Annotated in this window: 17 protein-coding genes; 7 read left to right on the top strand and 10 right to left on the bottom strand. The window is 71.7% G+C overall.

Annotation, left to right across the window (positions count from 1 at the left end; all coding sequences use genetic code 11):
* The first annotated feature begins 191 nt into the window (after nucleotides 1-191).
* The gene (locus tag NAEX_RS17675; RefSeq protein ID WP_096328660.1) at nucleotides 192-1,784 is read left to right on the top strand and encodes a R3H domain-containing nucleic acid-binding protein; all 1,593 of its coding nucleotides are present in this window, start codon (nucleotides 192-194) and stop codon (nucleotides 1,782-1,784) included.
* A 52-nt stretch (nucleotides 1,785-1,836) separates the two neighbouring features.
* Here NAEX_RS17675 and NAEX_RS17670 read toward each other — a convergent pair whose 3' ends face one another.
* Nucleotides 1,837-3,669: an IgGFc-binding protein gene (locus NAEX_RS17670; protein ID WP_170135802.1), complete on the bottom strand. Its 1,833-nt coding sequence runs from the start codon at nucleotides 3,667-3,669 to the stop codon at nucleotides 1,837-1,839.
* Between the two features lie 118 nt (nucleotides 3,670-3,787).
* Here NAEX_RS17670 and NAEX_RS50360 point away from each other — a divergent pair, with 118 nt between their 5' ends.
* Complete coding sequence (locus tag NAEX_RS50360; RefSeq protein WP_170135801.1) at nucleotides 3,788-4,435, top strand: TetR/AcrR family transcriptional regulator; 648 nt, start codon at nucleotides 3,788-3,790, stop codon at nucleotides 4,433-4,435.
* Nucleotides 4,436-4,546: 111 nt separating this feature from the next.
* Here the strand turns inward: NAEX_RS50360 and NAEX_RS17660 are convergent, their stop codons facing one another.
* The 3 genes from NAEX_RS17660 to NAEX_RS17650 form a co-directional block, all read right to left on the bottom strand.
* Nucleotides 4,547-6,412, bottom strand: a complete 1,866-nt coding sequence (locus NAEX_RS17660) for an IgGFc-binding protein (RefSeq protein WP_096328657.1) — start codon at nucleotides 6,410-6,412, stop codon at nucleotides 4,547-4,549.
* Nucleotides 6,413-6,868: 456 nt separating this feature from the next.
* The gene (locus NAEX_RS17655) at nucleotides 6,869-8,710 is read right to left on the bottom strand and encodes a c-type cytochrome domain-containing protein (RefSeq protein ID WP_096328656.1); all 1,842 of its coding nucleotides are present in this window, start codon (nucleotides 8,708-8,710) and stop codon (nucleotides 6,869-6,871) included.
* 484 nt (nucleotides 8,711-9,194) lie between these two features.
* Nucleotides 9,195-9,620, bottom strand: a complete 426-nt coding sequence (locus NAEX_RS17650) for a DUF7793 family protein (RefSeq protein WP_143141105.1) — start codon at nucleotides 9,618-9,620, stop codon at nucleotides 9,195-9,197.
* A gap of 177 nt (nucleotides 9,621-9,797) precedes the next feature.
* Between NAEX_RS17650 and NAEX_RS17645 the strand changes: the two genes are divergently transcribed.
* The 4 genes from NAEX_RS17645 to NAEX_RS17630 all read left to right on the top strand — a co-directional run bounded on the left by NAEX_RS17645 (nucleotide 9,798) and on the right by NAEX_RS17630 (nucleotide 15,305).
* A complete protein-coding gene (locus NAEX_RS17645; RefSeq protein WP_096328654.1) occupies nucleotides 9,798-10,328 on the top strand; it encodes a DUF4442 domain-containing protein in 531 nt (176 codons plus the stop codon).
* A gap of 1,027 nt (nucleotides 10,329-11,355) precedes the next feature.
* Nucleotides 11,356-13,065, top strand: a complete 1,710-nt coding sequence (locus NAEX_RS17640) for an AAA family ATPase (protein WP_096328653.1) — start codon at nucleotides 11,356-11,358, stop codon at nucleotides 13,063-13,065.
* A gap of 44 nt (nucleotides 13,066-13,109) precedes the next feature.
* Entirely contained in the window at nucleotides 13,110-14,021 is a 912-nt protein-coding gene (locus NAEX_RS17635) for a 5'-3' exonuclease (RefSeq protein ID WP_096328652.1), read from the top strand.
* A gap of 42 nt (nucleotides 14,022-14,063) precedes the next feature.
* Nucleotides 14,064-15,305, top strand: a complete 1,242-nt coding sequence (locus NAEX_RS17630; RefSeq protein WP_096328651.1) for an MFS transporter — start codon at nucleotides 14,064-14,066, stop codon at nucleotides 15,303-15,305.
* A 68-nt stretch (nucleotides 15,306-15,373) separates the two neighbouring features.
* Here NAEX_RS17630 and NAEX_RS17625 read toward each other — a convergent pair whose 3' ends face one another.
* Nucleotides 15,374-16,066 carry a hypothetical protein gene (locus tag NAEX_RS17625; protein WP_143141106.1) on the bottom strand — a complete coding sequence of 231 codons (693 nt, stop codon included), beginning with the start codon at nucleotides 16,064-16,066 and terminating at the stop codon, nucleotides 15,374-15,376.
* An 86-nt stretch (nucleotides 16,067-16,152) separates the two neighbouring features.
* Here NAEX_RS17625 and NAEX_RS17620 point away from each other — a divergent pair, with 86 nt between their 5' ends.
* Nucleotides 16,153-17,001 carry an SIR2 family NAD-dependent protein deacylase gene (locus NAEX_RS17620; RefSeq protein WP_096328649.1) on the top strand — a complete coding sequence of 283 codons (849 nt, stop codon included), beginning with the start codon at nucleotides 16,153-16,155 and terminating at the stop codon, nucleotides 16,999-17,001.
* 190 nt (nucleotides 17,002-17,191) lie between these two features.
* Here the strand turns inward: NAEX_RS17620 and NAEX_RS17615 are convergent, their stop codons facing one another.
* From NAEX_RS17615 to NAEX_RS17595, 5 genes are all read right to left on the bottom strand, one after another.
* Entirely contained in the window at nucleotides 17,192-17,830 is a 639-nt protein-coding gene (locus NAEX_RS17615) for a uracil-DNA glycosylase family protein (protein ID WP_096328648.1), read from the bottom strand.
* Nucleotides 17,831-18,532: 702 nt separating this feature from the next.
* Nucleotides 18,533-19,888, bottom strand: coding sequence for a hypothetical protein (locus tag NAEX_RS17610; protein ID WP_143141107.1), 1,356 nt, complete (start codon nucleotides 19,886-19,888; stop codon nucleotides 18,533-18,535).
* Nucleotides 19,889-19,940: 52 nt separating this feature from the next.
* A complete protein-coding gene (locus NAEX_RS17605; protein WP_096328646.1) occupies nucleotides 19,941-21,770 on the bottom strand; it encodes a protein kinase in 1,830 nt (609 codons plus the stop codon).
* Nucleotides 21,771-21,851: 81 nt separating this feature from the next.
* Nucleotides 21,852-23,354, bottom strand: a complete 1,503-nt coding sequence (locus NAEX_RS17600) for a serine/threonine-protein kinase (RefSeq protein ID WP_096328645.1) — start codon at nucleotides 23,352-23,354, stop codon at nucleotides 21,852-21,854.
* Between the two features lie 95 nt (nucleotides 23,355-23,449).
* On the bottom strand, nucleotides 23,450-24,379 hold the full coding sequence (locus tag NAEX_RS17595) for a hypothetical protein (RefSeq protein WP_096328644.1): 930 nt from the start codon (nucleotides 24,377-24,379) through the stop codon (nucleotides 23,450-23,452).
* Nucleotides 24,380-24,410: the final 31 nt, after the last annotated feature.

Below are 24,410 nucleotides of genomic sequence, written 5' to 3'. Positions count from 1 at the left end.
GGCTCATGCGCCTTGAGGCGGGCCGCCGCCGCAGTGCTTGAACCATCCGGCCGCGTCGGCCGGAGCGATGAGACCCGCAACGGCGCGAATTGCGGTCTCGAAGCGCGGGACGGGGAAGGCCGCGAGGCCCTCCCGTCCTGGTCTCGCGCTCCCTCCCGCGTGGGCGCACGCGCCCCACCTCGCCCGGATCCATGGCGAAACCCGCCGGGGAGCATTATGGCTCCCGGGTGACCAGCACAACGGACCACGAACTCGGACTCCTCATCGGGGTCCTGCCCGCCGAGCTGCAGAGCGCCGTGCGCGCGCTCGCGCCGGCTCAGTTGCTCGAGGTGGTGATGGACCTCGGTCGCACGCCCGAGGCCCGACTCGAGGGCCGCGCCGAACGCCTCTCCGGCACGCCCGTCGCTCGCGCGGACATCGACGCCGTGCTGCGGGAGCTGAGCCCCGTGGGCGAGGACAACCGCACCGGCATCGAGGGCACGCTGCACCGGATCTCGGTCATCCGGAACCGGCGCGGCGAGGTCGTGGGGCTGACCCTGCGCGTGGGTCGCGCGGTGGTCGGCGCGATCGAGCTGCTGCGGGACCTGGTCGAGACCGGGCAGAACGTGCTGCTGCTGGGCCGGCCGGGCGTCGGCAAGACGACCAAGCTGCGGGAGATCGCGCGCGTGCTGGCCGACGACCTGGGGCGGCGCGTCGTCGTGGTCGACACCTCCAACGAGATCGGCGGCGACGGCGACGTGCCGCACCCCGGCATCGGCGCCGCGCGGCGGATGCAAGTGCCGCGGCCCGACCGCCAGCACGCCGTGATGATCGAAGCGGTCGAGAACCACATGCCCGAGGTGATCGTCGTCGACGAGATCGGCACCGCGGCCGAGGCCGCGGCCGCGCGCACCATCGCCGAGCGCGGGGTGCAGCTGATCGGCACGGCGCACGGCAACACGCTCGAGAACCTGGTGCTGAACCCGACCCTCTCGGACCTGGTCGGCGGCGTGCACACCGTCACGCTCGGCGACGAGGAGGCCCGCCGGCGTCGCTCGGCGAAGACGATCACCGAGCGCCGAGGGGCTCCCACCTTCGACGTCGTGGTCGAGATGGTCGGGCGCGACGAGGTCGTGGTGCATCACGACGCGGGCGCCGCGGTCGACCGGTTGCTCGCCGGCGAGCCCGTGAGGGGCGAGCGCCGGCAGCCGGGCCGCGCACCCGCGCCCGACGTCCCCGCGGCCGCGCCCGAGGCCCCTGCCGCGCCCGCGACCCGCGCCCGCGTGGCGCACCCGGCCACGTGGGAGGGCCCGGTGCGGATCTACCTGCACGCGATCAGCCGCGACCTCCTGGTCCGCGCGCTCCGAGACGTCGCCGTGGACGCGCGGATCGTGAACAACCCCGAGCATGCGGACATGATCTTCGCGCTGCGCGCCCGGGCCGACGACCAGAAGATCCGCCGGCTGGCGGAGGAGGGTCGGCCGGTGCACACGGTCAAGCGCAACAGCGGCTCGGAGCTGCGACGCGCGCTGCAGGCCGCCTTCCCGAGCGTGCCGGGCATGGACGACGAGGTCGTCCGCGAGGCCATCGTGGAGATCGAGCAGGCGATCGAGCGGGCCGTGAGCGAGAACATCACCGTGGCGCTGCGGGCTCAGCCGCCGCCGCTGCGCAAGGTGCAGCACCGGTTCGCGGCGCGGTACCACCTCGTCGAGGTCTACTCCGAGGGCCACGAGCCCTTCCGCCACCTGGTGGTCCGCCCCGCCGGGAGCGAGGATTTCGACGAGGACGAGGCGGTCTCGCCCTGACCCTCGCGCTGCGTCCGCCAGCGACGACAGGACCAGCGCGCGGGGCCGTGGGCTACTCCGGGATGTTCGGGATGAACTTGAGGTCGGCCCCGCCGGGGTACCAGTAGCTGGTGTACTGCCCGTAGCCGTAGACCTGGATGCCGAACTCCTGGTCGCCGGTCAGGGCGTGGGTGCCGTCGCCGGCGTTCGAGAGCTGGGCGCGGATGACCCCGTAGCCGGTGTTGCCGATCGGGGTCGGCGCGGGCAGGGGCATGCCGTCGAGGGTGATGTTCGCGCCGACCGGCGCGGTGACGTTGACGAACGAGCTCTCGTAGTTGACCGGGGCGTGGAACAGGTAGTTGGTGCGGTACTGCTTGAGCGGCACCGCGATCGTCATCGCCGGGTCGCCGGTCATGCCGCCCGCCTGCTGGCCCTGCATGTACTCGGCGACGACGACCTTGGCGCTGGCGGTGATCATGAAGTCCTTGTCGGTGGCCGCGATCTCGAAGTAGTCGCCGGGGTTGGCGAGGGTCGTCGGCGCGCCGTCCTGCGGCGGCTCGTAGCTGATGGTGGTCCCCGCCTCGGTGGCGATCACCCGGACCATGCGCGGCTTGATGAACGGCTCCTGGTTGAGTGGCTTCACGAACGGGGTGGTGACGAGGTACTCCCTGGCGAGGCTCTCGTACGGGAGCATCGACTCCTCGAGGTGGTCGCAGGCCTCGACGTCGAACGGGATATAGGTGCAGAAGTGGGTCGCGATCACGTGGACCGGCTTGTCGGCGGTGACGTGGGTGCCGGTGAGGTCGGCGATGTCGGGCATGCCGGGCTCGCCGCCGCCGTGCCCCGAGAGGACCTGCAGGACGTCGCCCTCGTCGAGCGTGACGACGCCGGTGCCGTCGGCCGCGATCCCGCCGCCGGGGTTGACGATCTTGCCGGTCGCCGACGGGGTCACCGTCACCTGGGTGCCGTCCTGGCTGGCGACCACGGCGTAACCGCCGGGGTTCCAGCCGCCGTGGGTGTTGCGGATCGCCACCCAGTAGTCGGCGCTCCAGGCGTTGACCGGCACCAGCAGCGAGGCGTCGTTGGTCATCGAATATTCGTCGCCGATGACGTACTCGAGCGGGCTGTACTGGTACAGGGTGATCGGCTGGGTCGAACGCACCCGGTAGGCGCCGTCGGGGACGACCTTGCTGTCCCAGTAGTCCTTGAGCTCGGCGACCCACGGGAGGGTGATCACCTCGACGCTCTGGCTCGGGACGTCGGCCTCGGTGACGGTCATCGCGCCGCGGGTGATCGTGACGTGGGCGCTCTCGTCGGTGGTGTTGGAGACGACGACGGCGAAGTGATAGATGTTGTCGACCCTGTTGGTCGTCACCGTCGGGTAGTAGTCGCAGCCGATGTACGAGGTGCCGAGGTTGGCGGGGGCGCAGGCGCCGACGCAATGGCCCGAGTCCGGGTCGCACGTCACCCCCTGGACCTCGTCGCAGTAGGTGTCGACGTAGCCGTCGCCGGCGTCGTTGCAGACGTGCGCGACGTCGCCGTCGCACACGCCCTCGCCGGGGTTGCACAGGAGGCAGCCGAGGCCCTCGACGCAGACGTCGTCGCACAGGGTCTCCTCGAAGAAGCCGCCCATGCCGTCGCACACCTTCTTGACGTTGCCCTCGCAGACGATGGTGCCGTCGGGGCAGATCGGCGGGATGGTGGTGTCGGCGCCGCCGGTCGAGGTGCCGGTGTCGGTGACGACGCCGGAGGTCGTCGGCGCGGTGCTCTGGGTCGTCGAGGTGGTCGACTCGGTGGCGGTGACGGTGGTGACGCCGGTCCCGTCGCTCGCGCTGCTGGCGGGGTCGTCGCCGCCGCACGCGGCGAGGAGGACGAGGACGGACGGGAGTGCAATCTCGAAGCGCATCGCCGGATCATTCCACCGGCCGCCGGGCCGCGAAAGCCTCGGAGCGCCTCCTCGTGGCCCGCGGCCATCCGCCCCCTTGTGTAAGCACGGCTTACTTGCTAAGTCAGTTCGACTTACTTTGGACAGGAGCGCGCCCACGCCGGCGAGGAGACGGATCAAGAAGAAGTCCGCGGACGCCTATCACCACGGCGATCTACGGCGCGCGCTCATCGACGCCGCGGCCGCGGCGGTCGCCAGGCGCGGCGTCGACGCGTTGAACGTGTCCTCGCTGGCCGTGCGCCTCGGCGTCAGCGGGGGCGCGCCGTTCCGCCACTTCGAGAGCCGCCTCGCGCTGCTCGTCGCCGTCGCCGAGGAGGGCGCGCGACGTCTGTTCGAGCGCATGGAGGCCGCGGCGGGCTGCGTCGCGGCGCCGCTGGACAAGCAGCGCGCGCGCGGCGTCGCCTACGTGCGATTCGCCGTGGAGGAGCCCGGCTTCTTTCGCGCGCTCACCCACGCCGAGGTCGTCGCCGCGTCGCCGCTCCTGCAGCAGCTCGGCGCCGTCTCGCAGCAGACCATGGACGAAGTGCTCGGGCGCGCCCACCAGGGCGTGTCGAGCCCCGCGCTCGTCGCCCGCAGCGCGGGGTTGCTGGCGGCCCAAGCCCTGACGTACGGGCTCGCGCGCATGATCACCGACGGGCTGCTCGGCGACCTCAGCGCCGAGGAGGCCGAGCGCCTGACGTACGAGATCACCGGCGTCCTCGGCGTCGGGCTGAAAGCGTCGTCCTGAGACACGTCGTCGAGGTCGTCTTCGACGTGCTCGTGGCGTTCGTCGCCTCGCCGCTTGCATGGGCCGCCGCGTGGGGCTGCGCGGCGGGACCGCGCTGTCCGGAGGGACAGGTCACTCCGGGATGACCTCGACTTCGTTGATCGCCTTGATCCTGGCGCCGGCGGGGTAGGCGTAGGAGACGTACGCGGTATTGAAGCCCTGGCTCTGGAACGAGCCCCAGCCCCACACGGTGACGCCGAAGGGGTTCTCGCTCGAGATCTCGTGGCGGCCGTTCGAGCAGTTGCCGACGTCCTGGAAGTTGCCGGTGACGAGGTCGATGCGGGTGTACTCGTAGTCGGCGCCGAGCGGCTGCCAGCCGCCGAGGGCGCCGGCGCACTGGAGGTTCACGTCCGCGAACGCGCCGTCGACTTTGCTGCGGGTGATGACGAGGTGGGTCTCGGAGTAGGTCGGGTCGGTGAAGAACACGTACTTTTCGAGGAACTGCTCCGAGGGGACGACGTTGACCCACTCGGGGTCGCCGACGCCGTTGTAATACCCGCCGCCGGTCATGTACGCCGCGAGGTAGAAGGGGTGGTCGGCGTCCTGGCTCTGCACGAGGAAGGGCCCGGGCGAGTTGAACTCGGCGACCTCGCCGCGCGCGAGGGTGTCGGGCGCCCCGTCCGGCTTGGCGGGCGTCCACGTGAGCTGCGTGTTCGCGACCGTGCCGACCAGGCGCCAGGGCGGCGACTCCTCGTCGACCGTGCGGTTGCGGTAGCGCACCCCCGCGTACGCGCTGCCGAGCGCCTTGACCGGCGGGATCTGCTGGTGCGCCCCGTCGCACGCGGTCGTGTCCTCGGGGATGTTGAGGCAGCTCGCGCCGCCGAACACCCCGACGCGCTTGTTGGCGACCAGCGGCGAGCCGGTGAGCTCGGTCGTCTGGTTGAACTGGATCGTCTGCCCGCGGTTCAGCACGTACTTCAGCGGCACGCCGGCCGGGCCGCCCTGCACGCCGTTTCCGCCGACGACCTCGACCTTCGGGTCGAGCGTGATCTCGGTGCCGTCCTCGTCGGCGACGACGACGAAGAGCGGGTTGGCGTCGGGGACCAGTTCGCTCTTCTTGTAGGCGTTGACCGCCATGTAGTTGACGTCCCAGACGCTGGTCGGCAGCAGCAGGGTCGCCGAGGTCGCCGCGACCGAGCCGCCGCCGTAGGGCAGCATCTGGTAGGCCGCGACCGGCTGGTCGGTGGAGATCCGGAAGGCCTTGCCGAGCCCGGTGCCGACGACCTGGACCTCCTGCTGGATCCCCGCCGGCGCCGGGCAGTCCGGGAAGTCGCCTGGCCCGCGGGACAGGAACACGATCGCCACCTCGCCGACCGGGAGCCCTGCGCCGGCGTCGTAGGGGGCGTAGCTCAGGCCGCTGCCCTGGCCCTGGGGGATCCGCGTGAAGTCGGCGACCGGCAGCGCCTGGCCGTCGTACTCGACCTCGATATGCACCGGCTGGTCGCCGGTGTTGGCGATGAAGACCGCGAAGCAGGTGCCGGTCGCGTCTTTGAGCAGCTCGGTCTTGACCGACCAGAAGTTGCAGCCCTCGCTGCCCTTGAGCAGCTCGGCGGCCTCGCACGCGCTCAGCGGGGTGCAGACTTCGTCGACGCAGTAGGTCCCTTCGCCGCAGCTCTCGACGACCTCGCCGTCGCACAGCACCTCGGAAAAGTCGTCCGAGCACACCGATGGCCAGCATCCCCAGTCGGTGGTGCCGAACGTCTCGTCGACCATCCCGGTGGTCGGCGTCGTCGCGGCGGTGGTGCCGAGCGTCGGCTCGCTCATGCTGCCCTGCGACGTCGACGCGGTGCCCTCGGTGTTGCTGCCCGCGGTGACCGTCGGGTCGTCCGTGGACGAGACGCCGCTCGTCGGCGCGGTCCAGGCGGCGGTCTCGCCCCCGCTCGAGTCGCCGCAACCGAGCGGGACGCACGCGAGGAGGATGAGGGCGCTGTGTTCCAAGCTGTGCAGTCTTCGCATTCCCGCCACGGCAAAGGGCTCCGGCCGGCGTGTCGCGGTTAGGAGGTTCCACGAGGTGAAAGGGCGCATGGACATCGGTCTCTCCACGTCTCCACGGATGTCAGGCAGACATCGCCCTCATACTATCTGTCAGATATATCTTCAAGAAGTAAAATCCGCGCAGGTCGTGGGCGAGCAGTCCACGATCTGCTTCGTGCGCGAGGGGCGAGCCCTGAGCTCGGTCGTGTCTCACGCGATGCTGGCAGGCAGGGAGCTGGCTGCCGGGGGTCGACGACCGCATCGGTGAGCGCCGCGACGCGGCTCGAGCTCGCGCCGTTCGAGAAAGAGAAGAGCCGACCTCTCGTGGGCGCGAGAGGTCGGCTCTTGGGACTTAAAAGCGAGGAGCCGACCTCGCGCCCGGGGGTGCGGGAGGTCGGCTCGTTCGCTTGGGCTCGGTCGTTACGGGCAGGCCTTGGTGCGGCCGACCTTGAGCTGGCAGATCGCGTCGGCGTAGGCGGCGGAGAACACGTCGCGGCGGACGCCGGTCTGGTTCTTGCCGAGGTTGTCGAGGTCGGGGCTGAGCTGGCCGAGCTTCTCGCGGAGGGTCGTCTCGGTGGTCCACAGCTCGGCCGCGGCGCGGCGGATCTCCACGTCCTCGTCGAACGCGTTGAACACGGTGACGATCGGCTCCCTGGCGCCGCCGAGGGGCACGCCGGCGGCCTTGACGGCGAGGTTGAAGCGGTCGGCGTCGAGCTGGAACAGGAGGTTGAAGTCGTCGCGCGAGGGGTAGAGGGCGCGGATGGCGTCGAGCTCGTTGTCGTCGAAGTCGCCCTCGCCGAGGTTCTGGTCGACCTCCCAGCGCAGGTCGTCGTCCTTGTTGATCATGCCGACGTTGTGGCAGCCCATGCACGACTTGCCGTTGCGGACCACGCCGTCGGGGGCGTTCTTGTCCTGGACGATCTGGATCGGCGCGTCGTCGATGCGGCGGCCGGCCTCGTCGACGATCATGTAGCCCTGGAGGCCGTTCGGCAGGTTGTAGATGATCTCGCTGCCGTCCTCGACGAAGTTGAACGGGTCGACGAAGACGTTGGCGTCGCCGGCGTTGCTGCCGAAGTCGTAGCTGATCCAGTACGAGCGGTTGCTGGCGTTGGGGAAGTCGTGGCGCTCGATCACGCGGTGGTTCTCGGACACGCCCGAGTCGTGGAAGGCCGAGCGCGCGACCCGGTTCGGGTTGGTGTCGATCTCCTCCTGGATGTTGGCCTCGACGTCGATGCCGAAGCTCGCCTCGAGCTCCTGGCGGGTCAGCGGGATCCGCAGGACATCGTGGTAGAGCGGCGGCTGGGCCGCGACCTCGACGAACGCGTCGGCCTGCAGCAGGAAGAACTTGGTGCCGGTGGCCAGCTTCACGTCCTCGGCGCTGTCGCCGATGAACTCGATCGCGTACGGGTCCTTGGCGGCGATGAGCTCCCAGGTGTCCTTGAAGGTCTCGGTGACGCTGCCGCTCGCGGGGTCGAGCACCGAGCCCGGGGCGTCCCAGTCGTAGTCGCGGATGTCGATGCGGAAGATCAGTTTGTCCGGGTCGATCGGCGTCGGCGGGACGACCTTGATCTCGTTCGACAGGCTGTTGACCAGCTTCGACAGCGCGTGGCGGTAGATGTCGATCTGGTCGGAGCACCAGCCGAAGTTGTAGAGGTGGACCAGGCTGAAGTAGCGGATGAAGGGCCGCGCGTCGGCCGAGATCTCCTGGGTGTTGAGGAGGTCGGCGCGGATCATGTCGATCACCTGGGTGCGGGTGATCCACGGGTTGTCGCTGCAGCCGCTGACGCCGGCGCACTCGCCGATCCACTGCTCGACGACGCGGAGGTCGTCCGCGCTCGGCCGCTGCGTCTCGCTCTCCGGCGGCATCGGGGCCATCGTCGCGCTCATGCGGCGGTAGAGCGCAGAGTTGGTGGGCTCGCCGGGGACGACCTTGCCGTTCGAGATCAGCGCGTCGAGGTTGGTGATGTAGTTGATGCTGCCGAGCGCGGCGCTGTCGGGGCCGTGACACTTGTCGCAGTTGACGTCGAGGATCTCGATCGTCTTGGCCGACAGCTCGCCGCAGTTGGCGTCGCCGGCCTGGCCGTCGGTGCCGCCTTCGGTGGTCCCGCTGCCCGGGCCGGTGGCAGAGTCGGTGCCCTCGGTGCCCTCGGTCTCGTCGCCGCCCTCGTTGCCGGGCAGGACGATGGTCTTACAGGCGCCTGCGAGGAGCAGGGTGAGCGCGGCGGCGGCGAACGGGATGGTGGAGTACGTACGCTGGGACATGGTCGAATGCGTTCGTGGGGGAAAGGACGGGTGGCCCCGCGTCGGGGGGCGTCGCGCCTTCCGTGGCGCCCCGATCGAGCTCGCCGCATCACAAGCGGCACCACCCGCGGTCCGAGTAACGCCACTCGCCCGCTCGATCACCGCGGCCCGCAGAAAGTTTAAAAGGTGCCTAGAACGCGTATTTGGCCGCTGCTACGCGTGGGCGACAGCTTTTACCGGAATTTCCGAGCACGCCAATGCATTCAAGTCGACGGAGTCCTATGACGCATTTCGCTGTTTTCGCTTCGCCGGCGCGCACCCGTGCGGCGGCGGCGCGGCTGGTCGCCGTCGACGCGGCTCGCACGACGCGGGGACTGATGGATGCGAGGCGAGCGGTGCGAGGTGGATGTCTTTCGAGACATGTCCCGAGCACCCGGTCGGCACGCGCTCGGGACATGTCGCGAGCGACCGAGCGGCAGGCGCTCGCGTCGCTCGCGGTGCGCGATCAGAGCGCGGCGCTGCCGGCGAAGGTCGGCTGGTCGCTGGTCTCGCGGTGCAGCCATTCGATCGCCTGGGCCTCGTCGGTGAACATCAGCACCGGCAGCGGGCCGGGGTTCATCGACATGTAGTAGCGGCCGAACTGGTGGCCGCCCGGCGTGGCGACCAGGAGGGCGACGGCGGAGCACCACTTGGCGAGCTCGGGGTCGGCGTAGTGCTCGCGGACGCCGGCCTGGAGGGCGCGGATGATGCGGATGTCGATCAGGACGCGACGCGGGTGACCGCCGGCGATCCTCACGAACGCGGAGGTGTTCTCCCGCGCGTCGGTGATGGTCTGGGTGCGGGTGGTCAGCAGCCGCTGGACGATCACGCCGTCGGCGCGCTCCTCGTAGCGCGAAGTGCTGGTCGTGATAGACCGAAGAATGGCGGCCATGTTCATCGTTCTGTCTCGGTTGGGGGGCATAATCCACAATGCCGTGGTGACCGGCAACCGCGGAGCGCGTGCGCCTGCCTCTCCGCTCGGTGACCGGACTCGCATGCGCGATGGCGGCGAGAGCGCGAGGGCGCGCGCGTTGACTCGCCCGGGGCTTCGGCAACACACTGCGCGCCCATGAAGCTCGGCATCGAAACGCTGCGCGACCCGACCCGCGTCCTCGACATGTGGAAGAGCCTGTCCGCAAAGACATTCGGCAAGCAGCTGTTCGCGCGCGCCATCTCGCTGGCGGTCCCGTACACCGGCAGCATCTCGCCGCTGGTGCTGGAGCTCGAGGCCGGCCGCGCCAAGGTGCAGATGCGCGACCGCTGGGGCGTGCGCAACCACCTTCGCTGCGTCCACGCGGTCGCCCTGATGAACCTCGGCGAGGCCGTGACCGGGCTGGCCGTCATGAGCCTGCTCCCGCCCGGCGCGCGGGGGATCGTCCGCGAGCTGGCGATGGAGTACGTGAAGAAGGCCCGCGGCACGATCACCGGCGACGCGCAGGTCCAGATCCCGGAAGGCCCCGGGACGCACGAATTCGAGGTCACCGGCGAGCTCCGCAACAGCATCGGCGAGGTCGTGGCCCGCGTGCGGGCCCGCTGGCGCATCGACGTCCCCGAAGCCGGTGTCGCCAATGCCGAGACCGGCGCCGCAGCCGCGTCCTGAGGCGCGGCGAACCGCGGCACGAGATCCCAGAGCCGTGCCCTCGTGAAGGTGCGGCTCGAGCTCACGGAGCCGACGCACGAATTTTTAAGAAATGAGGCCGTCGCGGCGGTGATGCGGTGAAGCACACGAGCGAGGCGGCGAGGCGATCTCGCAGGGGCAGGTCGCCTCACGCCGCGTCCGCGCGAGCGACCTCGACGGCTCGCGGCCGTCGAAATGAGGCCGTCGCGGCGGTGATGCGGTGAAGCACACGAGCGAGGCGGCGAGGCGATCTCGCAGGGGCAGGTCGCCTCACGCCGCGTCCGCGCGAGCGACCTCGACGGCTCGCGGCCGTCGTGCGGCGGATCGGAGGACATGTCCTCGGGGACATGTCCTTGCGCTCGCGTGCGGTCGGGGTGGGCGGGCGACCGCGACCGCGACGGCGGCGCAGCAGAGGACATGTCCTCGGGGACATGAAGGCGCAGCGGGCGGGTGAAGGCCTGCCCGGTCGCGCTCGGGTCGGCGGTGACGGGTCGCCAGACGGGCGAGAGCACGCTGGTCTGGCGGCGGTTCACGCCGCCTGCGACGACAACGGGGCGTCGAGGCACGAGGGCTCGCATCAGGGGAATCGGTGGGGTCGCTCGTGCTCGCGGTGCCGGAGTCGGTGGCGCCGGTGGTCGGGCTGACCTCGTTCGGGTCGATGCCCATCGAGCAGGGCTCGTACTCTTCCGGGGTCAGGACGATGTCGACGCGATCATGACAGTCCCCGCCGGCGGGCGGGGAGGGGCCGGACGTCGTCGCCGAGGCCGTGCCGTCGGTCGGCGCGCAGCCTGCCACCAGCGCCGAGCGGGCTGCGCCACGGTGCGCGGGGGAGTGCGTGAGCGTAGGCCGCGACGCCCCGCAACAGCGGCGACCGGGTTCAAGCTGCCGTCCGGCGGGCGGGTGCGCGGAAGCGCGTGGGCGCCGACCTCGATCGCCCGGCGGCAGCGCCGGCCGGCAGGCGCAGTCGCGCGCGCACCCCGGCCGCGCGGGCCTGGTAGGCTCGGCGCGCATGACCGCGAGCGCCTCGACCTTCCCCCCGCTGCTCGTCACGCCGCCGGCCGGCGGCTTCGATCGCGCCGCCGCGCGCGACCTGGTCAAAGAGTCAGGTCTGGCGACCGCCTTGCACAAGCTGGTGCGCGCGCCGTTCGGGCACACGGTGCTGAGCCTGCGGGCGCTCGACGCGGCGATCGAGGCGGCCGACCTGGCGCTGCAGGCCGGCGAGGCGCTGCACGCGGCGCTGCTCGAGGACATCGCCCGCGCCGGGTCGCTGGCGCTGCCGGAGCCGACCCGCGACCAGCGGATGTTCGTCGGCGCGTTCACGCTGACGGTCCTGGGCGACGCGACGGCGCCGCGGCTGGCCCTGGTCGCGCCGACCCCGGAGGTCCACGGCGAGCTCGAGTCGGATGGCCTCGAGGACCTGCTCGTTCGGCCAGCCAGGGAGGCGGTCAAGAGCGCGCTGGCGATGGCCGGCAAGTACCTCGAGGTCCAGGCCCAGCGGCAGCCGGGGGCGACGTCGCCGCGGCTCGACGAGCGCGAGGTGTGGGCGGTGACGACGCTGCACGCGTTCGTGCTGCAGCTCGCGGGGGCGCTGCGGCGGCTGACCCACGCCGGGCGCCTGCGGCCGTTCGGCGTGGCCCTGGCCCAGCGCAAGGTGGTGGTCGGCGAGCTGCGCTACGAGGGCTTTCAGGCCCGCGGCGCCGAGGGCCCGGCCAGCGACCTCAAGCCGGTCAAGCTGCAGGACATCGTCGGCAACCAGGAGTACCTGCAGGCCGGGCTCAAGCTGGCGCGCGACGTCGCCGCGTATGACCTCAAGGCCAGGCGCGGGCCCAAGCAGCTCAACCCGGTGCTGTTCGGCCTCGGCCGGCCCGGCTGCGGCAAGACGATCACCGCCCACGCGATCGGCAACTACTTCCTCGACTTCTGCGAGCAGCGCGACGTCCCGGCCCGCTTCAAGGTCATCCGCCGCACCGACTGGGCCTCGTCGTACCAGAACGCCAGCGCGGCGACGCTGGTGAAGATCTTCAAGGAGGAGGTCTACGGGTTCGAGGGCGTGTGCGGGGTCTACTGGCCCGACATCGACACCGCGTTCGCCTCGCGCGGGTCGGGCGACCTGCGCTCGGAGGAGAAGAACAACCTCGGCGCGGTGTTCGGGATCTTCGACGGCACGCTGATCCCGAAGGACGGCAAGTGGTTCATGATCTGCGACGCCAACTACATGCAGATGGACGAGGCGACGCGCTCGCGGATCGCCCAGAACCCGTTCACCGTGCGCGGGCCGACCACCGAAGGCGACTACGTCCACCTGCTGCGCGACGTGCTGCTCGGCGACCTGCGCCCGTTCGTCGCCCACGGCGAGGATGCAGGCTGGGCCGAGGTCGGCGCCGACCTGGTCAAGGCCGACCTCAGCGGCCGCTCGGTCGAGAGCGTCGCCAACAACATCCGCGCCTACGTCCAGGACTTCGAGTACCCCGACGAGTACTTCCGCGCCGACTACGACCGCAGGAAGCAGCTCATCCACCAGCTGTCGCGCCGCGTCGACATCGCGGGGGTGCGGCGGGAGATCGCCGACTACGTCCGCTTCCACCGCGAGGCCGAGGAGCGCGAGGCCAAGGAGCGGTTCGAGCGCGAGGTCGAGGCGATGGTCCAGCAGCTCAACGCCGGGCGGGCCGCGACCGCCCGGGCGGCCGCGGCCGCGGCGCGGGAGATCGTCGGCGAGTGAGCGTGGTCTTGGAGACATTGTCGAAGGGGCATGTTCTGGAGGGCATGTCCCTGGGAGCATGCCCCGAGGTGTGGGTGATCGACGCGACGGCGCTGCTGTTCCGCGCGTACTACGGGATGCCGGCGCGGCTGTCGCCGGCGGGCGAGCACGTGGGGGCGGTGCTGGGGCTCGGGCACCTGCTGCGCGGGCTGCTGCGGCGGGCGCCGGAGCGGGTGGTGCTGGTGTTCGACGCCGGGCGGCTCACGTTCCGCAACCGCATCGACCCGCGCTACAAGGCCAACCGCGGCGAGCCGCCGCCCGACCTGGCGCCGCAGTTCGAGCTCGCGCGGCGATTCGGGGCGGCTGCCGGGTTCGTGTCGCTGAGCGTGCCCGACTACGAGGCCGACGACCTGATGGCCACGCTCGCCCGCAGCGCGGCGGCCGCGGGTCTGCGCACGCGGCTGCTGAGCGTCGACAAGGACCTGTGTCAGCTCGTGCGCGACGAGCCGCCGGGGGTGGTGCTCGAGGACCCGCGCACGCAGGCGACCTGCGACGCGGCCGGGGTGCTGCAGCGGATGGGCGTGCGGCCGTCGCAGGTGGTCGACTACCTGGCGCTGGTCGGCGATACCAGCGACAACGTGCCCGGGGTCCCGGGGGTCGGGCCGAAGGCGGCGCAGGCCCTCATCGCCGCGTTCGGCGACCTCGACGCGCTCTACGACTCGCTCGGGCGGGTCGCCGCGCTGCCGCTGCGCGGGGCCAAGGGACTGGCGGCCAAGCTCGAGGCGGGGCGCGAGGCGGCCTTCCTCGCGCGCGCGCTGGTGCGGCTGCACGACGCCGTCCCGCTCGGCGCGCTCGACCTACACGCGCACACGCGCTGGTGCGGGCCGCGGGACGACGCCGACGAATTCTTCGCCGCGCTCGGCAGCCCGGGCGCGCTCCGCGGGCTGCGATCGATCGCGGCGCAGGCGGGTGCGTGAGGGACAAGCGCGCGCCGACGCGGTAGGCTCGCGCGGCCCTCGATGACGACCGCCGCCGCACTCGCGTCACCGCCCGAAGCGCCGCCGTCGGGCCACGCGCGCGCGCTGGCGACGGTGTGGTTCACGCTGTTCCTCGACCTGGTGTCGTTCGGGATCGTCATCCCGGTGCTGCCCTTCTACGCCAAGAGCACGGGGGCGTCGGAGGGCCTGATCGCGTTGTTGGCGACGGCGTACTCGGCGGCCCAGTTCGTGATGTCGCCGGTGCTCGGCCGCCTCAGCGACCGCCACGGCCGCCGCCCGGTGATGCTGATCTCGATCGCCGGCAGCACGATGGCGATGCTGACCCTCGGGTTCGCGCAGTCGCTGTGGATGCTGTTCCTGTCGCGCACGATCAGCGGGGTGTGCAACGCCAACGTCTCGACCGCGCACGCGTACGTGGCCGACCGCGTGCCGCCGCACCAGCGCGCCCGCTACATGGGGATGATGGGCACCGCCGTCGGCCTCGGCTTCATCGTCGGCCCGTCGCTCGGCGGCCTGCTGGCGCGCGCCGACTGGCCGCAGTTCCCGTTCATCGTCGGCGCGGCGCTCAGCCTGCTCAACTTCCTGATGGCGCTGCTGTGGCTGCCGGAGAGCCACCGCCCGCGCGCGGCGGCGGCCGCCGGACCGCCGCCGCCGCGCCCGTCGCTGCTGGCGGTGGCCCGCGACCGGGCGTTCTGGCGCAGCCAGATCGGGGTGATGGTCGCGGTCTACTTCAGCTTCTTCTGCGCCTTCGCGGCGATGGAGGCGACCTTCGCCCTGTTCGCCGAGGCGAGCTTCGGCTGGGGCGAGCGGGAGAACGGCCGCTACTTCGCGTTCATCGGCACGGTCATCGTCCTGTTCCAGGGCTTCATCGTCGGCCGCGCGGTGGCGACGATCGGCGAGCGCCGCTCGCTGGCCCTCGGCCTGACGCTGAGCACCACCGGCTTCCTGCTGCTGTGCGTGTCGCCGTCGTGGCTGTTCGTGGTCCTCGGCGGGTTCTTCATCGCCGGCGGCAACGGCCTCATCATGCCGAGCATGTCGGCGCTGGTGTCGCGCAACAGCACCAGCGAAAATCAGGGCATCAACGCCGGCTTCGCCCAGTCGGCCGGCGCGCTCGGGCGGATCGCCGGCCCCGTGATCGCCGGCGTGCTGTTCGAGGTGGTCGGGCCGCGCGCGCCGATGGGGTCGTCGGCGACGCTGGTGGTGCTGGTGTGCCTCATGGTGCTGGCGCGGGTCCATGAGTCGCGCCCCGAGGCCGGGCGCTGAGGCGCCTGATCGCCACCTGGTCCTTCGGTCAGCTCGAACGAAACACCGCGCCGAGGTCGAGGTCGCGCTCAGCGATCGCGCTGCGGGCGGCCGTCGGGGTCCCAGCGGAGGGTGCGATAGGCGAGGAGACCGCTGCTCGACTGCGCGTGGTCGGGCTGGACGGCGCGCACGTGGACGTGCTGCGACGGACCCCAGCCGAAGCCGAGCGAGACCCTGCCGATCGTCAGCGCCTCGGCGGCGGCGCCGTGGAGCCGCAGCCGCGCGTCGCCGCGGCTGACGCCGGCGAAGTAGCCCTCCTGGGCCTGGAGCACCGTGTGGACCAGGTGCGCCGGAGCGTCACCGCGCCGGCGGGCGCGCGTCCACGCGAGCTCGGCGAGCTCGTCGAGCCGGTCGTAGCGGACGACCGCGTAGGAGGCGACGCGGCAGACGAAGGTGTCGTCGCCGGCGAACACCACCTCGGCCTCGACCTCGACGGGCACGCGCACGCCGTCGGGGCCGACCACGAATTCGTCGCCGCGCGTCGATTCACGCCGCAGCTCGGCGCCGGCCGAGAAGTCGGAGGGTCCCACGGGGGTGACGATCGTCGGCCAGTCGCGCAGATCCGCGCCCCAGCGGTCGAGGTGATGGTGCGCCACGAAGCGCTCGTGGTCGAAACTGCCGACGTCGCCGAGGCGGACGTCGGCGAAGAACGGCGGCCACGCCCCGAAGCCCAGCTCCATGACGCGGCTCGTGTGACGATTCCAGGCGCTGATCAGACTCATCGATCCCTCGAACGAGGCATAGCAATCGCCAGCTTCGTCGATTGTATCGCTCGAGTTTTTTTTCGCGGCGTTTACCCTCGGTATACATGACCGACCTCGTCGAACTCGCGGCTCGCGCCGCCGCCGCCGTGCGCTCGGCGGACGCCCTCATGATCTGCGCAGGCGCCGGCATGGGCGTCGATTCCGGCCTGCCCGACTTCCGCGGGCCCGAAGGCTTTTGGCGCGCATATCCGGCGGCCCGTCGGCTCGGGCTCCAGTTCCACGACCTCGCCGATCCGCGGTGGTTCTTCAGCGACCCGCCGCTCGCCTGGGGTTTTTACGGGCATCGCCTCAACCTCTATCGCGCGACCGCGCCGCACGCCGGATTCGCGCTGCTCCAGCGCTGGGCCGCGCGCACGCCCGCGGGCGCGTTCGTGTTCACGTCGAACGTGGACGGCCAGTTCCAGCGCGCGGGTGTTCCTGAAGCGCGCGTGGAGGAGTGCCACGGATCGATCTTGCACCTGCAATGTCTGAACGGCTGCGACCTGCCGCCGTGGTCGGCGGCGGAGACGGCGGTGTCGGTCGATGTCGAGACGCTGCGCGCCGCCCAGCCGCTGCCGGCGTGCCCGCGCTGCGGCAAACTGGCCCGGCCCAACATCCTGATGTTCGGCGATTTCGCTTGGGACTCGAGCCGCGCCAACGAGCAACGCGATCGCCTGGCAGCGTGGCTGCAGGAGCTCGAGCAGCGCCGCGCCCGCGTGGTCGTGTTCTGCCTCGGCGCCGGTACGGCCATCCCTTCGGTGCGCCTCCACGCCGAGCGCACCGCGCGTCGCCTCGGCGGGACGCTGATCCGCATCAACCCGCGCGACTCGTGGGTGCCGGACGGGCAGATCTGCCTGCCGACCGGGGCGCTCGCGGGTCTGGCGGCGATCGACGCCGCGCTCGCGCAGGCGTGAGGGTCGATCGTTGGACATGTCCTACGGGACATGTGCTTGGCGCCGGCGGGGATGTGCCGGAGGAACATGTCCCGATGGACATGTAATCGAACTATCATGGATGCCGGCGTCGAGGTGGTGCGATGGACGCCTCTCGGCGGCAGGGCGGAGCCGCGGATGGGGATGAACATGACCTGGAGGACAGGTTCGTTCACGCTGCGCCGGCGCGGCGGTTCGGGGCGAACGCGGTGACGAAGGCCGGGTGGCGGGCGATGAGGTCGAGGGCGCGGGCGAGGAGGGTGCGGCCGGGTTCGACGCGGTGCCAGGTCGAGGCGCCGCTCGGGTGCGGCAGGCAGATCGCGTCGGCCTCGACGCCGTGCCAGCGGATCCGGCGGGCCTCGCCGATCACCTCGACCAGCGGACCTTTGTGCCCGAGGACCTGCTCGATCGCCACGCCGCCGACCGGGATCACCAGGCGCGGCTGCAGGATGTCGACCTCGCCGGCCAGGAATTGTTGGCAGCGCGCCATCTCGTCGCGGTCGGGCTTGCGGTCGCCGCCGCCGCCCGCCTTGCCCGGGAAGCAGCGGGCCACCGCCGACATGTACACGCTGTCGCGGAATTCCTGCTCGCTCACGCCGGCCGCGGCCTCGAACCAGCGGAACAGGGTCTTGCCGGCCGTCCACGCGAACGGCTTGCCGAACCCGCCCTCGCGCGGCCCGGGCGCCTGACCGACGAGCAGCACGGGGGTGACGATCGGCGGGCCGTGGACGACGGGGCCGATCATCGACGGACAGGCCTTGCACGCCTCGAGGCGCCGGTGCAGCACGGTCAGTCGCGTTCGCGGGTCCATCGTGGAGCGCTCTCGCGGCAGTCTGCGCGACGGGGCGCGGATGCGCCAGCGCAGGGCGCGAGGACTCACGCGCGAGCGGGGCCGCCGCCGCGAACGACGAGGGCGAGGGCGGCCGAAGTCGGGAGGCGACGAGGTCGTCGGCTGGCGAGGGCTTGTCGGTGGCGTCGAGAGGCGGGCTGCGAGAGCGACCTCCGAGGTTGCGATGAGCGCCGCACGTCGGTGAAAACGCGATCTACGAGGTCGGCGCGAGAGGAGGAGGGATGCCCGCAGGCGTATCGAGGGGGGCTGCAGGGGCGAGTTCCGAGGTTGGTGCGAGAGGAGGAGGGATGCCCGCAGTCGTGTCGCGCTGCGGGACCTCCGAGGGTGGTCGCGAGAGCAGGGGCGATGCCTGCCCGAGGAGGGTTGCGGGGCGAGCTCCGAGGTTGTCGCGCGTGCGACGCGGGAGGGCTCGCGGGTGATGTCGAGGAGGGCCGCGATGGCCGCCGTCGAAGTGTCATGATTCGGCGAGGTCCGCGGGAGACATCTCCCGCGATCTCAATCGCTTCATGGAAGTCACACCGGAATAGCGACAGCTACCCGGGGCCGCTTGAGTTGAGCCAGTCCTTTTCGTGACGGGATTGTCGGGCCGGACGCGACCTGGCGGCGCGCCGGCGGAGCGATGCTCGCAAAGTTGCGAGCGCTCGAAAATGCCGACAGGAGCGATCACTCGGGCGCGAACGGCCACCACGGGTCCGCCACGAACAGCCGGCCCGGGGCGCGCTGGAACAGCCAGGCGCCGTAGAGCTGGACGGCGGCGGAGACGAGCACGAGGGGCATGAACCACCGGCTGCGCGCGCCGCCGCCGGCGACCAGCAGGACCAGCAAGAACGGTAAAAAATCGAGGGCGAAGCGGTAGGAGAACTGGACCTGGCCGCTGTTTTGATAGAGGAGCGCGGGCGCGGCGACGGCGAGCGCGGCGAGCACGAGGCCGCGGCGCTGCGGCAGCGGATCGCGGGCGCCCAGCAGGCACAGCAGCCACGGCGAGGCGAGCAGCAGGCCCATGCCGTGGATCGACCAGCGCACCTGCAGCGGCGAGAGCTGCACCTGCGGCCACAGCCACAGCATGCACTCGAGGTTGCGCCACAAGTAGTGCAGGCCGAACATCCCGTGGGTCTGGATCCGCTCTTGCCAGCGGATCTCGAGGTAGCGGTGGCCGAACTCGAAGATGTCGTCGAAGCGGACCCAGTTGAACAGCGCCAGCGCGGCGCCGATCAGCGCCAGCGGGGCGACGAATCGCAGGAGCGCGGCGGGCCGGCGATCGTCGCGCCACCACTCGAGCAGAAAGAACGGGGCCGCGAACGCGATCTGCGGGCGACAGGCGGTGGCCAGCCCGAGCCACAGGCCGGCGCCGACCGGTCGGGCCGCGTTCCAGGCGGCGCCGATGTGCAGCACGAGGAACAGGTCGGCGAGGACCTGCGCGGTGAACCACACGCTGCCGTGGGCGGCGACGAAGCAGGCGGGGCTGGCGAACGCCCAGGCGACGCAGGCCAGCAGGTGCTCGCGCGGGCGGCCGGGGCGGACGCGCTCGAACAGGGGCAGCAGCAGGGCGGGGATCAGCGCGCCGACGAGGACGGTGAGCAGGATGTCGGGGAAGCCGAGGCCCCACAGCGCGACGCCCGGGAGCATGACCAGCGCCGGGCCCGGCGGAAAGGTGACGTACCAGGCGCCGCCGCGGGCGGCGACCTGCGCGAGCGGGACGTCGTGGACGCGGCCGTCGGTGGCGCGGAAGGTCTCGACGCGCTCGCGCCGGCGCCTGTCGACGCAGGCCTGGGTGCGGCAGGGGAAGCCGCGCAGGACGGTGCCGTCCTTGAGGGTGAGGGTGTGGACGCGGCCCCAGTCGTCGTGCGCGCGCGGGTAGCCGGGCGGGTCGCCCGGGAGCGCGAGCCGGCCCTCGAGCCAGCCCTGGGCCATGTGCGAGAAGTGATTGTTGGCGCTCGGCTGCAGCAGGTCCTTGCCGGCGAGCACCGCGAGCGCCGCGAAGACGACGGCGAAGACGGCGATGGCGCGGAGCCGGGTCACGGGCGCGCGGAGCATAGCAAGCCGCGGCCCCGCCGGGTGCGCGGTCGTCGTCTCAGCGGCCCGGGTTCACGGTCACGGATTCGGCGGCAGGGTTGACGGGCGCCGGCACCGGTGCGTCTTGCGAGCGACTGAGCTTGCACGCGCCGCCGAGCAGCGCCCCGATCATCGTGGCCGCGACGGCGCAGCGGAGGTACGCGGCGCGGAGGTGCCCGCGCTCGGCGAACACCTCGGCGATGAGGCCGTGCTGGATCCGCTTCAGCTCGGTGAGGAACCGCTGCGCCGGCCGCGGGCCGCGGACGGTGCGGTCGCGGACGAAGCTCTCGGGCCGGCCGCGGACCATCGCGCGGAGGATGACCAGCATCAGCTCGTCGCGCCAGAACGGCTCGCGGATGCTCTTGCAGCGGTTGCCGTAGTTGTCGCGCCGCGACAGGCTGACGCGGTCGAGGCGGCATGGTTGGTCCTGCAACGACCCGACCAGGTGGCTGAGCGCGTCGACCTGATCGTGGCGGCCGGTGAGGATGTAATAAAAGATCGCGCCGAGGGCGTAGACGTCGTGGGCCTCGCCGAGCGGGCGCACGATCTCGAGGTGCCGGCCGTGGGTGTGCGGCTGCATGCCGTTGTACGTGGCGTAGCGGTGGCCGGGCTGGCCGTCGATCTTGACGATGACGATGTCGCGCTCGTGGAGGTAATCGTGGGGGTCGGCGATCAGGTCCTGCTCGTGGATCGAGGCGGCCGATTGCTCGAGGCTGTCGGGCACGCGGAAGCGGCTCTGCGGGGCGTCGAAGTCGAGCTGGCAGCCGATCGCCTGCCGGCGGTGGCGGGCCTCGGGCGACAGATAGGGCAGCTTGGTGGTCGCCATGCTGGTGTCGGCGTCCTCGTACCACGAGCGCGTCAGGGTCTCCTTGTCGGACAGGCCGAAATCGATGACGCAGATCTCGGTGCAGAGGTTGGCGGCCAGGTCGAGCTGACGCGTCACCGGCTCGTCGGCGAAGGCGGCGTTGCGCTGGTCGCAGGGGGCGTGGCGGATCATGATGTTGTCGGGCGCGAGGTCCTTGTGGACGACCTTCTTCTCGCCGTGCAGCCAGGCGACGGCCTCGGCGATCTGGACCATCAAATGGACCTTCTCGAGCAGGCGCACCTTCTGCTCGATCATCCGCTGGCGCGAGCGCGGCGGCAGCAGGCCGAAGTAGTGCAGCGCCCGCTCGCCGGCGTTCAGCGGGGCCCCGCGCTGCTTCTCGCGGTAGGCCGCGTAGTCGCCGAGGCTCACCTCGAGCGACTCCATCACCATCGCCTCGCGCAGGACGAAGTTGACGATCGTGCCGACGCTGGCGCAGGCGTCGTCGTCGTTGGTGCAGCACGGCTTGGCCCGCGGGCCGTGGAGCTCGTGCCCGCGCTGGTGGACGAACTCGGCGCTGAGCTCGTACTCGCAGCGGCTGCAGCGGAGCGACGGGAACTCGCGGGTGGGCGGGTCGAAGCGCTGCAGCGGCAGGCCGCAGCCCCGCGGGCAGCGCGGGTGGTAGAGCGTGCCGCAGCCGCACATCACCAGGGGACCCAGGTGGATGACGTCGAGGATCGGGGCGACCCCCTGCAGCGGGCCGCTGGCGAACTCGCGGTTGAGCGCGACCTCCTGGCTGAAGAGCAGCTCGGCCCGGCGGTCGGCGTGGTCGTGCAGCACCTTGATGGCGACGCTGCGCGACTCTCGGCCGACGATCGTCTGCTGGGCGGCGAACACCTTGGCGAAGCGGCCGGAGCCGAGCAGGCTGGGCCGATGACCGGCGCCGCTGCCCGGCGGGACGCGCACCAGATCGTAGGCGACCTGCGACGGGAGGGTGAGGCGAGATCGCTGGAGCGTGATGACGGGGCTGACGGCTGGCTGGTTCATGAGGACCTCGGTGCTCCCGAGCCGGAGGGTCGGGGCGCCGAATGCACGGAGGATGGATCGGGGCGACGAACGGGCAATCGCTCACCGCGGACCACGTTCGATGCAGATGCACTCGAGGTGGTACGCGCGCGTCATTTCGTGATGCGCGACCAGGACGACGAGCATGTGCGCGTCACGCGGGGCGAGCACGGTGAGCGCGGGGCGGGAGATCTGGGCGACCCATCGATCGCCCTGGCGGCGGCCGACGACCGGCTCGACGCGCTGGACTTGATAGCGCCGGTGACCGACGTCGAAGGGGTGCGGCAGCGAGCCGTCGTCGATGAGCACTCGCTCGAGCCGCGAGCTCGGTTGACGCGCGTCGACGTAGAGCGAGGCGCGCGTCGACGGATCGACGGCCCCCTCGCAATGAATGCAGAGAGCGCCGCCTGCGCAAGTCGCGAGCAGCGGCGCCGGCAGCAGGCCCTCGATCGTCGACAGCGCGAGCCGACGCGGGCCGCGGCCGGTCGCGGGCATCATGGTGGTGCGCAGCGTCCATCGCTCGCCCGTCGCCAGCGCTCGCTCGAGCTCGAGCGTGTGCGCGAGGTCGATGCGCGTGGGCTCGGAGGTGGCGACGGCGGCCGTCCGCGGGGGCGGCGGCGGGACGGCGCGCGGGCGCAGGTCGTCGCTCGGGCGCACCGGCGGCGGGGCGAGCGAGACGCCGCGCTCGTGGAAGTGACGCGCGACGGCCTCGGGGCCGCCGCAGCCGTGGCTGCGCGCGTAGGTCCACAGCGCCTCGCCGAGCGCGTCGATCGAGCGCGGGCGCGACTGCGGGTCGAGCGACAGGCAGACGCCGACGAGGTCGCCGAGCGCGGGCGGGGCCTCGGGGCACAGGCCGCGCAGCGGCGGCACGCTGGCGCGCCACTGTTCGCGGCGGAAGGGGTGGGTGCCGGTCGCCAATTCGAACAGGATCAGGGCGGCGGCGTAGACGTCGACGGTGCGGTCGAGCTCCTGGCCCGCGAGCTGCTCGGGGGCCATGTAGGCGATGTTGCCGCGGACGATCGCGGGGTCGGTGGCGACGCGGCGGACGTTGGCGCGGGCGATCCCGAAGTCGATGACGCGGACCCGGCCGCGCTCGTCGAGCATCAGGTTGGACAGCGAGACGTCGCGGTGGATCAGGTGGAGCGGGCGGCCGTCGCGCTGCAGCTCGTGGGCGGCGTGCAGGCCGTCGCAGGCCTGGGCCACCATCGCCGCCGCGACCGCCAGCGGCAGCCGGCGCGTGCCCGCGCGCTTGAGCAGGGTGGCGAGGTTGATGCCGTGGATCCGCTCGAGCGCGACGAACAGCCGGCCGTCGTGCTCGCCGACCTCGTACACGGTGACGACATTGGGGTGATTGACGAGCGCGGTCAGCTGCGCCTCGTCGAGCAGCATCAGCCGCAGCTCCTCGTCGAGCGGCTCCTCGACGCGGATCACCTTGAGCGCGACCTCGCGGCGGAAGCCGCCGGGGCCGGTCTGCTGGGCGAGATAGACCGAGCCCATGCCCCCCTGGCCGAGCAGGCCCGAAAGCTGGTACCGACCGAAAAACTGCGGCTCGTAAGCATCCGCCATGATCGCACAATATGCGGCGTATCGCCCCGGAGAGAAAGTTTGCACCGTTCGCAACGGTGTCCATCGAGGTTCGCGGCAGGGCCGCGACAATGGCGTCAGAAGCGACCGGACACGGTGAGGCCGGCGAAGCCGGGGGCGATGCGCAAATGCGGCGCTTCGGACTCGCCGGCCCGGGACCGCTTGTGATCGCGGGCACCGGCGACGGTCAGCGGGATGCCGATCGCCAGGCCCGCGAGGCCGCCGACGAGGCCGACGGCGAGCATCGCTTCGGCGCCGTCCCGCCGCTCGGCGAGCGCCGCCGAATAGGCAGGGTCGGTGGCGGGGTCGGCGGCCTGCGCGGCGTCGACCCGCGCGGCGAGGGCGGCCCCCGAGGCGATCAAGGCCACACCGGCGAGGCCCAGCCCGAGGAAGGCGCTGCCGGCGGCGAGCTCGGCGCGGCCGCGACGTTGCAGCTGCAATCGTTCGCGACGCTGTTCCGCGTGACGCCCGAGCTGGTCGGCGAGGTCGACGAGGCGGGGCACGGCGTCCGCGGGCAAAAGCGCCTGCTCGGGGGCCAGGGCCGCCTTCCGGGCTCTGTCCGCGAGGGCGACGGCGGCGTCGATGTGGCGGATTCTGGCCCGGCCGTCGGCGAGCTGGAGGTCGGCGGCGGCGAGGTAGAGGACGGGGTCGCCGAGCGCCTCGGCGGCGCCGCGCACCATCTCGGCGGCGTCGGTGGTGCGGCCGGCGGCGACCATCGAGGCGCTGACCGTCAACAGTTGATCGCGGCGGGCCGCGGCCTCGACGAGGCGCGGATCGATCGGCGGATTGCGCTTGCCCCGGGACGGACGCCTGTCACAGCGGCCTTTCTTGTCCGCGCACCGCCGTTTGGGGCGGGGATGCGCGGCCGCGGGGGCCGGGTCGGCCGGGGTGGCGGTCTCCACCGCGGCCGGGGCGGCGGATGGCGGGGCCGAGCGCGACGGAGGGCGCGGCCAGTCGTCGGAGCCGGCGGGGGCGAGGCAGAGGAGCAGCGAGAGCAGGACGGACATGACTGGTTCTCCTGTGGTGGAAGGACGGGGG

This window comes from Nannocystis exedens, from assembly GCF_002343915.1.
In the GTDB taxonomy this organism is placed as follows: Bacteria; Myxococcota_A; Polyangia; order Nannocystales; family Nannocystaceae; genus Nannocystis; species Nannocystis exedens.
The sequence above is the reverse complement of the archived record's forward strand: the minus strand, read 5'-3'. Positions and strand labels throughout refer to the sequence as shown.